Consider the following 14730-nt stretch of genomic DNA (forward strand, 5'->3'; position numbering starts at 1 on the left):
CCGGTCACCCGCGGGTTGCGGCTTTCATCCAGTGGGAATCAACTGGGCGAGGCGATGCGGAACGAACTCCCCCATCACGAGCCCGGTCACGGTGCGCTTGACGCCGTGGATCGCGAGGATGCGCCCCGCGATGCGGTAGAGGTCGTCGGCGTCGCGAGCGACGACGTTCACGAGCAGGTCTGCGACGCCGGCGAGTCCGTGCACCTGCACGACCTCGGGGATCTCGCCGAGCGCGGCGGAGATCGCCTGCAGCTCACGCTGCTTGACGGTGGTCATCACGAACGCCTCGAGCGGGAACCCGAGGAATGCAGGGTCGACGCGCCGCTCGAAGGAACGCAGTGATCGTTCCGCCTCGTAGCGCGCCAGCCTCGACCTCACCGTGTTGCGGGCGAGGCCGGTGCGCTCGCTGATGGCCAGGTTCGTGGCATCGGGGTCGTCCACGAGCGCCCGCAGCAGCAGGGCGTCGATATCGTCCGCTGTTCGCCGAGTATCCACGATGATCACCTTCCTCGAGGCCGGCATCCGCCGCCGTGACCATTCTGCGCATCTTGGTGGGCCTCTGTTGCGCACGACACGCATCGATGTTCCACTGGTCGGCACCGATGCGCAACCGCACCTCATCGACGACGAAAGGCCGCGCATGCTCCTCCCCACCATCGCCGCGACGGGCACCACCGAGCCGACGGGTGCCATCGAGCCCGCGGGCAGCGTCGTGCTCGCGACATCCGCCGACGCCTCCCGGCCCGTCGAGAACGGCAGGTCGAACCCGACCGCCGTGCTCGAGCAGATCGAACGGCGCGTGCTGTGGCTGGCGACCTCGATCGTGCACCATGCGAACCGGGTGCGCCCGAACACCTCGGGCATCAAGGTCGGCGGTCATCAGGCCTCGAGCGCCTCGATGACGACCATCATGACCTCGCTGTGGTTCGGGCAGCTTCGGGCCGAGGACCGCGTGAGCGTCAAGCCGCACGCCTCACCGGTGCTGCACGCGATCAACTACCTCCTCGGCACCCTCGACGCGCGCCACCTCACGACCCTGCGCGAGTTCGGCGGACTGCAGAGCTACCCGAGCCGCGCCAAGGACCCGGATCCGGCCGACTACTCGACGGGCTCGGTCGGCATCGGCGCGACGGCCCCGATCTGGGGCGCCATCGCCCGCCGGTACACCGAGACGCACGGCGGCGGGGCCGGCAGCGGTCGCCAGTACTCGTTGCTCGGCGATGCCGAACTCGACGAGGGCGCCATCTGGGAGGCCGTGCTCGACAGTTCGGTGCAGGACCTCGGGGAGATCGTCTGGATCGTCGACCTCAACCGCCAGTCGCTCGACCGCGTCGTGCCGAACATCGCCGCGCACAAGATCGAGAAGCTCTTCGACGCAGCAGGCTGGCAGGTCATCACCGTGAAGTTCGGGCGCCTGCTCGAATCGCTCATGGCGCGGCCGGGCGGCGACGCGCTGCGCCGGCGCATCACCGAGATGACGAACCCCGAGTACCAGCGTCTGCTGCGCTGCCGGGTCGACGAACTCCGCGTGCGCCTGCCCGGAACGGGTGCCGATGCCGCGGCCATCGACACCCTCTGCGGCGGGGTCGACGACGCGACGCTGCACGCGGCGATCCGCAACCTCGGCGGCCACGACCTCGACGCACTCCGCGCCGCCTACGCGGAGATCGACGACACGCGCCCGACCGTGATCATCGCCTACACGGTCAAGGGACACGGGCTGCCGATCGAGGGCCATCCGCAGAACCACTCGTCGCTGCTCTCGATCGAGCAGTACGGGGCGCTCGCCGATGCGCTCGGCGAAGATCAGGATGCCCCGTGGTCGACGTTCGCGCCAGACAGCGAGCCGGGGCGACTCTGCACCGACACGGCGAACCGTCTCGAGCGGCCGGCGGCGCCGACGTCATCGCCACCCGCCGTGCCCACCGACCTCGGGCACACGCCGACCGGCACGTCGACGACCCAAGCGGCCCTGGGCCGCGCCCTGCTCGACCTGACGCGGGTCGCCCCCGACGCGGCATCCCGCGTGGTCACCGTGAGCCCCGACGTGTCGAGCAGCACGAACCTCGCCGGATGGATCAACAAGGTCGGCGTCTGGTCGACCGAGGAGCGCCGCAACTGGTTCGACGACGATTCCGAGACGCTGCTGCACTGGCGCGAGAGGCCGAGCGGTCAGCACATCGAGCTCGGCATCGCGGAGGTCAACCTCGTCAGCCTGATCAGCGAGCTGGGTGCGACCTGGAGCCGATGGGGGCAGACGCTCTTCCCGATCGGCACGATCTACGACCCCTTCGTCGAGCGTGCGCTCGAACCGTGGTCGTTCGGCATGTACGCCGGGGGCCAGTCGATCCTCGTCGGGACGCCCTCGGGCGTGACGCTCGCACCGGAAGGCGGCGCCCACCAGTCGATCAAGACCCCGTCGATCGGCCTCGAGCAGCCCGAGTGCCTGAGCTACGAGCCCGCATTCGTGGTGGACCTCGAATGGGCGCTGCTCGCGGCGATGGGCCAGATGGGCCGCATCGGCGGCAAGTCCGCCTATCTCAGGCTCTCGACCAAGCCGGTCGACCAGACCCTCGCAGTGATTCCGGCGGACCCCGCGGCACGCGAGCGTCGTCGACGCCAGGTCGTGGCCGGCGCATACCTGCTCCGCTCGGCGGACCGCCCGCAGACGACCATCGTGACGATGGGAGCGCTGGTGCCCGAGGCGCTGGCCGCCGCAGACCGGCTGACGGAGCTCGGCGTGATCGCCGACGTCGTGTGCGTCACGAGCGCCGGCCTGCTGTTCGAGGCGCTGCAGGCTCGGCGCGGCCTGGCCGATGCGCCGTCCTGGATCCTCGACCAAGTCTTCCCCGCGGAGAAGGCCGCGCCGATGGTGACGGTGCTCGACGGCCACCCCCACACGCTCGCGTTCCTCGCCGGCATCAACCAGGTGCCGGCGCGGAACCTCGGCGTCAGTCGCTTCGGGCAGTCGGGCGATCTCGCCGACGTCTACCGCTCCCACGGCATCGACGTCGACTCGATCGTGCGCGCCGTCCTCGACGTCGTCGCCTGAGCCGACGCGATCAGGGTCGTGCGCCGGCGAACACGCCAAGAGTCCACGCCCGGCGCACGGCATCCGTGCGAGAGGTCGCGCCGAGCTTGGCGTAGATGTGCGTGTTGTGCCGCTTCACTGTGCCGATGGAAATCGACAGCCGCCGGCTGATCGCCTCGTTGGACAACCCGTCGCCGATCAGTCTCATCACCTCGCGCTCCCGGTGCGAGAGGACGGCCTTGCTCGGCGCGCGCTGGATCTCTCCCTGGGCTCGGCTCGGGGGCGCGGCCTGGCGCACGGCGGCGATCAGCTCAGCCGAGGTGGCGGACTTCGAGATGCACGTGCTCGCGCCGGCGGCATGCAGATGGTCCGCGAGCACTCTGTCGCGGTGCATCGTCACGACGATCACACGGGTACCCGGCGACTCCGCGAGCACACGAGTGATCGTTGAGAGAACCGGGACGCCGGGCATCTCCACATCGAGCATCAGTACGTCGGGGCGCGCTGCCACCGTGGCAGCGAGAGCTCCGGCGCCGTCGGCGGCCTCGCCCACGACCTCGATGCCGGTCTCTGCAGCGAGCATCGCACGCATACCGGCCCGGAAGAGTTCATGGTCGTCTGCGATGACGACCCGGATCGCCGTGTCGCTACTCATCGTCGCGCCAGCGCGACGCGGCGCCGGCGAATCCGTTCATGAGCCTCATCGAGTGTTCCCCTCTGGTTGCAGCGAGCGGTGCGAGACGCCCCCAAGAAGGAATGTCCGGAACTGGTGATCCGGTTGCGCAGCACCAGGCCGGTGTGGACCCGTCTCCTTGGTCTGTTTCCTGAGCGAGGCTGTGTGTTACAAATCTGCGAGAGGGGGCCCGTCGTGCACTCGCGTCAGACGCCAGATGCGACGTTGGTCGGATTCCTGCTTCGTCGTGCTGTGGTGCAGTGCGGGTGCTGCACCACTTCTCAATTCCCGTTGAACCAGTGGCTCAGCGAAGCGCTGAGTCCCTCACTCCCATGCGACGTAGTGCACGACCGCGGGCGCCTCGATGTCGGTGCGATCGGTGCCGATGTAGACCCGCTCGGACGAGAGAACACCCATCTCGGGCGAGACCACGAGCATGTCGCGGTACTCACCGCTGATGTCGCGGGTGTGCGTCGAGAACGAGACGCCGGGCCGGCCGAGGCGGTCCTCGACGGTGCCGTCGACGGCGATGTCGGGTAGCCCCGCCAGGAACTCGAGCAGCGCCGCGCGCTGGGCGGGGTTCATGTTCCATTCATTCAGGAGGTGGGTGGTCCAGTTGAAGTAGTGGCTCGTCGTCGGCACCTCGGAGTCGGGCTCCGAGGAGATCGGATTGTGCTCACGGAAATACCCCGCATACAGCGCGGCGTCCGTGGGCGGCGCATCCGGGTACATCCACGTCTGCTCGCCAGGTTCAAGCTCCTCGCGCCAGACCAGCTCACCGGGCGCGACCTGGAGGAAGGAGACGATCTCCTGACCCTCGGCGCCGTACGGGACGCCGGCGCGCACCTCGATCAGCACGGACCCGTCGGCGTGGCGCGTGAACTCGCGCACCTCGGGAACGATCGCGACCGGGAGTTCCTCGCTCTCCGGAGCCAGCGCCAGCGCCCAGGACTGGGAGCGGACGGTCTCGCTCCCTTCGGCTTCAGGTACCGCGCTCAGGCGGACGGCTTCGCTCATCTCCGTGAGCAGCTCCTTCGAAGTTCCGGGGATGGGCACGGGCGCGAGTTGCGGCGGCGTCGCCGCCCACGCGGTGCTCGCGCCACCTCGGGGCACGGCGACCATGGCGATCGCCGCGACGATGAGCACGAGGAGTCCAGTCGCGACGCTGAGGTAAACCGGGCGGAGCCGACGGGACAGGCTGCTCGCGCTCGTGATCGGGGTGACGGGTGCAAGAGCCGGCTCGGGGCTGGACGGAACAGCAGCGCTGTCACCTGCGTCACCTGCGTCACCTTCGCGCATGATGACGAGGAGGGTCGCCTCAGCCCTCTCGTCGAGCGCCTTATCGCGCCCCTCGTATCCCGGCAGCACCGGGCGTGCTGCTCGGATCCGGTTCGTGAGCTCTTCGTCGTTCATGGTTTCTGCCTCCGTCCCGGATCTGCGTTCCCTGGTGCGTCGAGTGCGACTTTCAGTCGATGCCGAGCACGGAGGAGCCGCACGCGCAGAGACGCGTGCGAGATGCCGACGATCTCCGCCATCTCGGTGCGGCTCAGGTCCTCCCAGTACGCCATCCAGATCAGCTCGCGATCGCTCAGAGCAAGCGATGCGACCGCCCGGCGCACGTCACGCGCGGCATCACCCGCATCGACGTCGGCGCTGTCATCCTCGGCACGGCCAGTCTCAGCGCTCGCGGCAGCGCCCACACGCGCGCGGTCGCGGCGACGGTACTCGACGCCGACCACGTTGCGGAGCACTCCGTAGAGCCACGGCAGCGTGTAGATCCCGGGAGCGCTGGCGCGCTGTCGCCACGCCACCGAGAACACCTCGGCCGCGGCATCCTCGGCGTCGCGCACATTGCTGAGCCGGTGGTACGCCGCCTGGACGATCGTCCGGTGATGGGCACGGAACAGCTCGTCGAAGGCGCGCTCATGCGTGAGCACCGCCTCGGCGTCGTCTGTTCCTGTTCCTGATCTCACTCGCTGCCTGTTCCGTCTCTGTGTTCGCGGTTCCCCGGCGCGTCCGATGACCCTACCTGCGGCGCTGCCCGTCAAGCAGAGCCGGCGACCACCGGCTGCTCGGAGGGGATCGGGCTGTGCACCTGCACGCTGGAACCGCGTCGGCCGCTGCTGCGGCCGCGCTGGTGCGCAGTTCGCATGAACGAGTCCCGCTGGTGCACCGGGACGTAGAGACGCCCATGCTGCTCTGCCCGGCTCGGCCGCACGACGAGTCCGATGCAGACGATCGCCAGCCCCGCGATCGAGAGTGCCGCGCCGCCGACCGCGACCCAGAGCGCGATGCTGCTCTGTGCCACTGCGTTGGCAGACGCCTCGCTGAACGCCGAGGAGAACGCGAGCATCGCAGCCCCAGTCACCATGCCGACCGTGCCCACCATCGCCACGGCACCACCCGCCTGCATGAGCATCTTGCCAGCCGACACCACACCACCCCATTCCTGTCTCTACTCGGGTAGTTGTCGGAGAAGGGTGCCTCGTTACATGTTCGAGCGAGAATTCTCTGCGGAGTCGTGCTGCGTTCCTGGTCGATCTCCGGTCAGGCTGCGATGACCGGCTGCTCGCCGGTGATCGCTGTGCTCGTACGCCGAGCCGGACGCGCGTACGTCTCGCGGTGCATGGGCGGCACGTAGCGACGGTCGCGCCGCGATGTGCGCAACGACGCCGTGCGACGCGGCCGGAGCACGAGACCCATGCAGACGAGACTCACGCCGGCGATCGATATCGCTGTGCCGACGGCTGCGACCAGCAGCGCGACTGCTCGCTGGGCGTCTGTGTTGACCGATGCCGTGCCGAATGCCGAGGCGTACGCGAGCATCGCAGCTCCCACCACCAGACCGACGAGGCCGAGCATCGTCAGCGCGCCGCCGGCGCGCATGAGCTTCGTACCTGCCTGCTGCATCGTCCTCACCCCCATGACGAGCTTCACTTGAAGAGAGATGTCCGGGGATGCGACTTTGGTTGCATCTTGGGCTTCTGGACCCAACGTCGCACGGGGCGATGAGCTTCCGTCAGTACGCTGAGCGACCATGAAACAGCTGTGCGTGGTGCTCGGACTCCTCGGCGCCCTCGGCGGATGCAGCATGGTCAGCCAGGGTCCGGAGAGCCTGACCGAGGGCGACGTCGGCGGGGATCGGTTCCCGAAAGACACAAGCGTCGAAGAGATGCAGGCCGCAGTCGACGACGCAGTCGAGGGGATCGAGATCATCAAGGGCGTCGAGTCTGCGTCGTCGAAGCTCGTTCAGGGCGAACGGCCCGACGGCTTGTCGCCGCTCCCCGACCAACCACAGCAGGGTGTCACTTCCTGGCACGGGACCATTTCTGTCGACCTGGAGCGGAACGTGCCCGACCTCGGCCGGCTGGCCACCGAAGTCGAAGAAGTACTCTCAGATGCCAGCGAGACCGTGTCTACCGGCGGCACGCTGCACGTGCCTGAGGACGATCACGGCCCGAGAGCCACTCTCTCGTTCCTGCGCACTGACCGCTCGAACGAGATCATGCCGCCGGAGGAACTGGCGTCGTCGCTGGAGCTCCTCCGGGACATCGACGGAGCGATGTCAGCGTTCGTGTCACAGGGTGACCCGGTCGCGGCCGTGGGTGTCGATGACCCGTCGCTCTGGCCAGACGTCGCGGCTCAGCTGCGCGAGCTCCCGGACCTCGGGTTCGGCGCGCTCACGGCTGTGTCGATCGCCGCGAGCACAGACAGCGCTGCGCCGGTCAGCAGGGCAGGCACCCCCACGGGCCGGTTCAATCAGCTGCGGATCGATGCGACCTCGCCGAGCCCGGCGTTCCTTCAGGTCCTCGCCGAGCTGGCGAACGACGACGACGTCGTGCGGCTCTCGTACACAGGTGCGAAGCCTGAGTCGCCAGCGAGCACAGAGCTATCGCTGAACACTGCGCCGCTGGAGCGACCATCGCTCATCGTCGAAGTGGAAGGCGAAGCCGCTCTCGAGCGAGTCACGGCTGTGCTGACTTCGGTCGACGACGTTGTCACGGCAGTGCCAACTGGCGTCAGCCGCGCTGAGTTCGATGTGTTCGACGTGCTCTCCGATGACGCCGGCCCCGCCGGGGAGCTCGCTGGCTTCGTCGGGCTGCCGCTCGGATCGCAGGTGCCTGATGAGCAGGTCGTCTCGGCCCCCGACTCTGCGACATTGGTGCTCGACCCGGGCGCTGCCGACGGCCGGGTCGCCGCCGATCGCGTGCTCGTCACGAACCTCCTCGATGCAGCCGGCGCCGCAGCCGGCATCCGCGGCCAACCTGACGTGGGCGTCGCAGAGTGCGCACAGGAGCAGGGCGAGCACGCCGAGGGCGAGGTCACCATCCCGATCTTCGAGGTCGCCAGCAGTGCCGACGCAGCGTTCGCGGCGATCACCGCAGCCTGGGTCGCCAGCGGGTACATCCCCGTGAGCTCAGCGAAGGTCGGACTGGCCGTCTACGCCTCGTCTGATCCGTTGTCGCCGGGAGCGACGACGATCGCTATACGGGAATCCGCAGCGGGCATACGGATCTACGCTTCGTCGGTCTGCGTGGCGACCGAGTTCTGAGGCTGTGTCGCCGGCCCCCGTTCCATTCATCGCACGGCTCTGCAATTCCCGCGCAATGAACGTCGTATGACAGGCGCGCGGTCTGTAGCCCGTCAGCGATGCTGTGGGAGATTCGTGGTCGGTGCGTTGCCAGGTGGCCGCCGCGATCACCCGGACGGCGCGACGGGCGTCAGCCCGCGTCGGGGGTGCGACCTATCGCGCGTTGCAGGCGGGCGCCGAGTCGCTCGAGCGCGGCGATGAGGCCATCGCCCTCGATCACCTCGCAGTCGACTCCGAGCTGCGTGACCCACAGCGCGAGACGGTCGGGGTCGTCGGACCCGAGTTCGACGCGACACGAGGTGTCGTCGATCGGTTCGATTTCGACCGGAACGACGAGTTTGGCGGCAACCACATCCGCAGGAGCGTGCACGAGGATGCGGGCGCGGTGGACCCAACCCGCGCGGAGCACCTGCTCGACGACGAAGTCCACCTCGTCGCGCTCGGGGATCACGCGCGGACGGAACCTCCTTCCCGTCGGCGCGCGGAGGCGCATCCGATCGACACGGAACACACGCCAGTCGTCACGGTCGAGGTCCCACGCGAGCAGATACCAGAGCGAGCCCCACCCGACCAGGCGCTGCGGTTCCACGTGGCGCGGCTCTTCCGGCCCGCCCGGCTTGGTGTAGCCGAATCGCAGGCGCTCGTGTCCGCGGATCGCCACCGCGATACCGCTGACGACGGTGAGGTCGAGCGCCGGCCCGGCGCCGGGGACAACGCTCGCGGCGTGACGCAGCGCGTCAACGCGGTGCCGAAGGCGAGACGGGAGCACCTGCTCAAGCTTCGCGAGCGCAGTGAGCGAGGTCTCCTCGATGCCGAGACTTCCGCCCGCGGCCGCGCCGAGCCCCACCGCGACGGCGATGGCTTCGTCGTCGTCCAGCAGCAGGGGCGGCATGGCCGTGCCTGCGCTCAGTCGGTAGCCGCCGGTGACACCGGGACGCGCAATCACCGGATACCCGAGGGAGCGCAGCTTGCCGATGTCGGTGCGCACCGTGCGGGTGCTTACTCCCAGACGCTCGGCGAGGTTGGCGCTCGTCCAGTCGCGGCGCAGCTGGAGCAGCGACAGCAACTCGAGTAGTCGCGCCGAGGTCCCCAACATGCTCACGATCATTTCAGCAATCGCGGAACAAAACCTTCCGCATCACCGAGGAGCGTAGAGGCATGAACAACGACTCTCAGCTCACGCCGTTCCGGATCGACATCTCTCAGGCTGCCGTCGACGACCTCAAGGATCGACTCGAACGCACCCGATGGGCAGCTACCGTGCCGGGACGAGACGACCGCACAGATTTCAGCCGTGGCATCCCCCAGCCCTATCTTCGCGAGCTCGCCGAGCTCTGGCGCGACAGCTTCGACTGGCGGGCGCAGGAGACGGCGCTCAACGCCTTCCCGCAACTCCTGACCACCGTCGACGAGCAGACCTTCCACGTTGTGCATGTCGCGTCGTCGAACCCGGATGCGACCCCGCTGCTGCTGTGCCACGGCTGGCCGGGCTCGTTCGTCGAGTACCGGCGGCTGATGCCGCTGCTGGCCGACGAATTCCACGTCGTCATCCCGTCGCCGCCAGGGTTCGGGTTCTCGACCCCGCTGTCGTCGGCCGGCTGGGAAATCGGTCGCACGGCCGAGGCGTATGCGGAGATCATGACCCGTCTCGGGTACGACCGTTTCGTCGCCCACGGCACCGACACCGGATCGGGCATCGTCGCGCAGCTCGCCAACACGCATCCCGAGCGCGTCATCGGCATGCACCTCGCGTGCGAGCAACGTCTTCTGGGTCTGGTGGGGGTGATCTTCCCCGCACCCGACGACCTTTCCGCGCAGGAGGAGTCCGAGCTGGCGACGATGCGTGCTGAGGCGGCATCCGACCGCGGGTATCTCGAGATGCAGAACCACAAGCCCGACACCATCGGCGCGGCCCTCACGGACTCGCCCGTCGGCCAGCTCGCATGGATCGCGGAGAAGTTCAAGGCCCGCGGCGATCGCCACGCCACGCCGAGCGACTCAGTCGACCTCGATGACCTGCTTACGAACGTGAGTCTCTATTGGTTCACCCGCAGTGGGGAGTCGAGCGCGCAGTTCTACTACGAGGCGACGCACTCCGGTATGCCGCCCGCGATGGGTGCGGCAGTGGCGGCCGGTTGGGCTGTGTTCGATGCGCATCCGCTCGTGCGCCGAGCCATGGATCCGCAGCGGTCGATCGGCCACTGGACAGAGTTCGCCGAGGGCGGCCACTTCCCGGCGCTGGAGGAACCCGACCTGCTCGCGCAGGACATCCGCGACTTCGTTCACAGCATCCGCTGACCGTCGCGTCCTCCGCGTTCGCCGCCGCGTGAGCGCCGATCCTGAGCTGCCCTCTCCTGGCCAGACCCCTGTCGCCTCATCGGGCGGCGGGGGTCCTTCGTCCTTCCTGGCGGGCACGGACACCGGCGTCGTTGACGGGCGGGACCTCTCGCAGGCCGACGCGCTGGACGGGCTTCAAAGGGTCACCCGCGCAAAGAAGAAGAGGTCGTGCCAGATTTCTCTGATCACGACCTCTTCTGCGCCATTTTCCGAAGACCAGGAACTGATTCTCCGATTGCGCTGTGGTGGCGCATTCGGGAAATCCGGAAGGCCTTGCGGTTGCTGGGCACTTTCCGCATCGGTGTATCGGCGTTCCAAGCTAAGCGCGGGAATTTTCCAGCGGTCGTAGCTCGTACCGAACCAGGCCGGCTTCGCATGAGCTTCTTCGGCTGTCTGATCGTTCATCACACCGAATGGCAGCTCAGCACCGCGCACTTCTCGGCTGCTGCATCAATACGACCTTCTGACCATCAGAAGCAGATGTGGGCTCAGGACCTGCGCACCCTTACCTACGCAGCGGTATCCACCACGACCGCGTCCAGGTCGGGAGCGTAGGCGGACGGGTTCCCGAAGCTGATGGAGTTGGTTCCCTCCGCGAGGTCCACCGTCATCTCCACGATGGTCGGTTCATCCCAGCTGTGGCCGGGAACCGCGAGCTTGACCGCCGTGGCGCCGTTCACCGAGACCCAGAAGTCCCGGTCCTCTCCGGTCACCGCTGCTACCCGCAGCGTCACCGGTCCGGAAGTCCGCGCGGTCACCCCTTCGATCGTCACCGCGTTGCCGGCTCCTGCGCCCAGCTCACCGACGACCGACCCGCCGGAGGCGGTCGACTTCGACCTCACGACTGCCGAGCCGGTCAGGGTGTTGCCCGCACTTTCAGCCTCGTACGTGGTGATTCCGGTCGGCGCCACGACCGAGAACGGGGCACGCAGGGGTTCGAGGCCGTCGGCTGTGACGACGAGGGTGTACTCCCCCGGGGACACTTCTGATCCGACGGGGACCGCGAAGGTCACCACCCCGTTCCCATTCGCCGCGGGGATGTCCGCGACGGCGATGTCGCCGGGCATGAGCTTCGCCGACACCTGGGATCCCTCGTCCAAGCCCGTCACCGCCGCGAGCACGCTCGTGCCCTGCTCGACGGTTGCAGCACCGAGGTGCAGCGCCGGGGCGGGCGTGCTGCCATCGGTCGGCTCCAGCACCGTGATCGCGTCGAGGTCGGGCGCGTAGGCGGACGGGTTCCCGAACCGGATGGAGTTGAGGCCGGCCGCGAGCTCGACCGTCGTCTCCACGGTTGTGGGCTCCGTCCAGCTGCGGCCGGGAATCGTCAACTTGACGGGCGCTGCCTCGTTCACCGAGACCCAGAAGTCCCGGTTCTCGCCCGTCACCGCCGACACGCGGAGCCTGACCTCGCCGGCGGCCTGAGCGACCACTCGTTCAATCGTGACGGAGTTCGCCCCGCCTGCGCCCAGTTCTCCGACGATGGCTCCACTCGACGCTGCCGACAGCGACTTCACCGCTGCGGCACCGCTCAAGGTGTTCGCGGCGCTCTCGGCCTCGTAGTCCGTCACGATGAAGGGCACCGCCTCAACCGTCAACGGCGCGCCCATATCGTCGACGCCGGGGGCGGTCACGACGATGCTGTGCTCGCCGGCGGGCACCACGTAGTCGACCGGTACGTTGAAGGACACCGCGCCGGTCAGGTCGGCAGTCGGGATGCCGGTCACCGGGATGTCTCCGGGCATGAGCTTCGCGGATACCTGGGTCACCGGAGGAAGCCCGGTCACAGTCGCGACGACGCTCTCGCCCTGCTCGACGCTCGCCGCGCTGAGCGCAAGCGCGGGAGCCACCGGCGGGATCGCCGACTCCTGCGTCAGCACGATGGCGTCCAGAGCCGGTCCGGCGGCAGTGAGCATCGAGAACCGGATGGTGTTGTCACCGGCGACGACGCTCACCGGAATCGTCACGCTCACGGGTTTCTTCCCACGGTTACCAGGGAACTCGAGAACTTGCACCGGCCCGCCGTTGACCGTGAGCGAGACCGTACCGGCCTTCTTGGCGACGGCGTCGACGCGGAGACGAGCCTCTCCGTCGGCCACGGCCGAGAGACCGGCGATCGCGATGGTGCTATCGTCGCCCTTTCCGTTGCCGCCGCGGACGACCTTGCCGCCGGAGGCTTCGGCAGCGGACTTCACCTTCAGCTTGCTACCCAGCTCGTTCGCGGGATCCTCCGCCTCACGCGTCGTTGAGACGGTGTTGCGCGGCGGGCCGTCGGTCTTGATCGTGAACTTCACAAGACCGTTGTGGGTCAGAGTGACGAGAAGTGTCTTGCGGTCAGCATCCCATTGCTCGTCCACCGTGTATGGGCGTGTGGCGTCAGTGGGGTCGGCGAAGACGAGCGCGGGCTTGCCACCTTCCCATGTGCCTTCCACCCGGAAAGTCGTCGTCCGGACGTCGCGATCGCTGCGGTCGTTCAGCGTTCGACCCGCCGCGGTGGTGACGTTCCCGTCGGCGTCCACGATCGGCCGACCATCCGCGTCCAGTTTCACCGTGAGGTAGTCGTGGATGTATCGGTACGTGTCGGTCTGCTCGAACTTGTCCTCAGGCTCGACCCCGTACAGCGTCTCTGATCGAACGTTGGACTTGTCGACGCGATAGTTGTTCACCGACACGTCGATCGCACCGTCCTTCTCGGTGAAGGTCGCAAAGGTGTGGTTGCCGGCCTCGATCCCGACAAGGTCAGCACCGCTGTCGGCCGGCTTGAATGTCGTCGTTGCGGTGTAGCTCTGATTCTCCGCGTAGTTCATCCAGTACCACGTGTTGCCGGTGTGGGACATGAAGGTGTCGCTTGCGATCGTCTGCTCGGGGTACAGGGCGTCGAAGTACGTCTTGTCCTGGGGAGTCGACAGCACGTTCTCGAAATGCGCCTTCTCGGCGTCACTCGCAGTGGACGGCAGCAGCGGAATGACGCCGTAGCGGCCGCTGTTCGGGAAGAGGTTCGATCGACTCAGATCCCAGTTGGGCGACGACCACGCGGATGAATCGATGAAGACTGCTTTGTTCTGTGCCAGCATCTCCTCGCGGGTGGGGATGTGCACCAGATCCGCCTTCAGATCGCGCAGGAGCGGGATGATCCCGTACTCGTATGTCGCGGTACGCTCTCCGCCGATCGCGCTGGTGAACCACTGCGCTTCCGCCTTGAACGCTGTCCCGCCCTGGCTCGCAACGCGCAGCATCGACTGAACGGTCATGGCGTCGGGGTACTGCAGGATGTCTTTCCAATCCTGGCCGCCGGTCCCGCCCAGGAGTCCGTAGCCGTTGAGCCCCCAGTGCCACCAGTCCGAGGAGGTGCCCCAGTTGCCGATACTGCCGGCGAGCCACAGCCCGCTGTTGAGGGCGTCCGTGTCGATGTCACCGAAGGACTCCTTGTTCATCATCACGATGTTCGCCGAGTGCGCGCGGAATGCGTCGTACAGCCCGGCGTTGTCTTCGAGCCACCGTGCGATCGTTCCCGTTTCGGGAGTTCCGTTGCCCCAGACGTTCGTATCGGTCCAGATCAGGTGCATGCCGGTCGCGCTGGCCGCGAGGATCAGGTCCTTGACGTAGTCGGAGTGGTTGCCCTCCGCGGTTCCGTACCACGGTTCGCCGTTGTACAGCTCTGCGGCGTTGACGCCGTGCATCATGGAGTGCGACTCGGCGAGGGCCCGGAACCAGGCGACCGGGATCTGCTGGCTCGTGCGGGTCTCGCCGTTGATCGTCTGCACGGCGAACGGGATGGATGCCGCCTGCGCGCGGTCGGCCCACGTCGTGATCCAGTCCTTGATTTCCGGCGTGTTCCGAAGGCCTCGCTCGGCGATCAGGAGGACGACGGTGTTCTCTTTCAAGTCGTCGGGCACGGCGGACCACAGCGCCTCGATGGAGTCGTCGTTGAGCGTGACATCCGTGTAGTAGAAGTTCACGAGGAACAACGGGACATCCCGGGAGATCTCTCGGCGCAGGGACGCGCCGGAGTTCGACTCATCCGTTGCTGCGACGGTGACCGCCGATTCGGCAGGTGCAGCCGTCGCGGGGTGGGGGCCCGGGGACGGCGCTCACCCCCCG

The 14730-nt window shown here is 67.8% G+C and carries 12 protein-coding genes; 3 read left to right on the forward strand and 9 right to left on the reverse strand.

The genetic code is table 11. The features are described from left to right. Window positions 1-24: 24 nt before the first annotated feature. Window positions 25-495, reverse strand: a complete 471-nt coding sequence (locus ACFTQE_RS07340) for an Lrp/AsnC family transcriptional regulator (RefSeq protein ID WP_376924420.1) — start codon at window positions 493-495, stop codon at window positions 25-27. A 145-nt stretch (window positions 496-640) separates the two neighbouring features. Between ACFTQE_RS07340 and ACFTQE_RS07345 the strand changes: the two genes are divergently transcribed. Further along, window positions 641-3052: a pyruvate dehydrogenase gene (locus tag ACFTQE_RS07345; protein ID WP_376924421.1), complete on the forward strand. Its 2412-nt coding sequence runs from the start codon at window positions 641-643 to the stop codon at window positions 3050-3052. A 10-nt stretch (window positions 3053-3062) separates the two neighbouring features. Here the strand turns inward: ACFTQE_RS07345 and ACFTQE_RS07350 are convergent, their stop codons facing one another. The 5 genes from ACFTQE_RS07350 to ACFTQE_RS07370 all read right to left on the reverse strand — a co-directional run bounded on the left by ACFTQE_RS07350 (window position 3063) and on the right by ACFTQE_RS07370 (window position 6614). Further along, window positions 3063-3686: a response regulator gene (locus ACFTQE_RS07350; protein ID WP_376924422.1), complete on the reverse strand. Its 624-nt coding sequence runs from the start codon at window positions 3684-3686 to the stop codon at window positions 3063-3065. Between the two features lie 342 nt (window positions 3687-4028). After that, the gene (locus tag ACFTQE_RS07355) at window positions 4029-5117 is read right to left on the reverse strand and encodes a hypothetical protein (RefSeq protein WP_376924423.1); all 1089 of its coding nucleotides are present in this window, start codon (window positions 5115-5117) and stop codon (window positions 4029-4031) included. Beyond that, window positions 5114-5677, reverse strand: coding sequence for an RNA polymerase sigma factor (locus ACFTQE_RS07360; RefSeq protein WP_376924434.1), 564 nt, complete (start codon window positions 5675-5677; stop codon window positions 5114-5116). The genes ACFTQE_RS07355 and ACFTQE_RS07360 overlap by 4 nt, the downstream gene beginning before the upstream one ends. A gap of 71 nt (window positions 5678-5748) precedes the next feature. After that, window positions 5749-6138 (reverse strand): hypothetical protein, encoded by a 390-nt coding sequence (locus ACFTQE_RS07365; protein ID WP_376924424.1) that lies wholly within the window; start codon window positions 6136-6138, stop codon window positions 5749-5751. Window positions 6139-6251: 113 nt separating this feature from the next. Beyond that, a complete protein-coding gene (locus ACFTQE_RS07370) occupies window positions 6252-6614 on the reverse strand; it encodes a hypothetical protein (protein WP_376924425.1) in 363 nt (120 codons plus the stop codon). 127 nt (window positions 6615-6741) lie between these two features. On the opposite strand from ACFTQE_RS07370, the gene ACFTQE_RS07375 reads away from it, so the two are divergent. Further along, window positions 6742-8256, forward strand: coding sequence for a hypothetical protein (locus ACFTQE_RS07375; protein ID WP_376924426.1), 1515 nt, complete (start codon window positions 6742-6744; stop codon window positions 8254-8256). 169 nt (window positions 8257-8425) lie between these two features. Here the strand turns inward: ACFTQE_RS07375 and ACFTQE_RS07380 are convergent, their stop codons facing one another. Continuing rightward, window positions 8426-9391 carry a helix-turn-helix transcriptional regulator gene (locus ACFTQE_RS07380; RefSeq protein WP_376924427.1) on the reverse strand — a complete coding sequence of 322 codons (966 nt, stop codon included), beginning with the start codon at window positions 9389-9391 and terminating at the stop codon, window positions 8426-8428. Between the two features lie 62 nt (window positions 9392-9453). Between ACFTQE_RS07380 and ACFTQE_RS07385 the strand changes: the two genes are divergently transcribed. Beyond that, window positions 9454-10593, forward strand: coding sequence for an epoxide hydrolase family protein (locus ACFTQE_RS07385; RefSeq protein ID WP_376924428.1), 1140 nt, complete (start codon window positions 9454-9456; stop codon window positions 10591-10593). 174 nt (window positions 10594-10767) lie between these two features. Here ACFTQE_RS07385 and ACFTQE_RS07390 read toward each other — a convergent pair whose 3' ends face one another. Both ACFTQE_RS07390 and ACFTQE_RS07395 read right to left on the reverse strand, forming a co-directional pair. Further along, a complete protein-coding gene (locus ACFTQE_RS07390) occupies window positions 10768-11067 on the reverse strand; it encodes a hypothetical protein (RefSeq protein WP_376924429.1) in 300 nt (99 codons plus the stop codon). Window positions 11068-11141: 74 nt separating this feature from the next. Continuing rightward, complete coding sequence (locus ACFTQE_RS07395) at window positions 11142-14627, reverse strand: glycoside hydrolase family 98 domain-containing protein (RefSeq protein ID WP_376924435.1); 3486 nt, start codon at window positions 14625-14627, stop codon at window positions 11142-11144. Window positions 14628-14730 lie beyond the last annotated feature (103 nt).

Source organism: Agromyces sp. NPDC056965 (assembly GCF_042673425.1).
In the GTDB taxonomy this organism is placed as follows: Bacteria; Actinomycetota; Actinomycetes; order Actinomycetales; family Microbacteriaceae; genus Agromyces.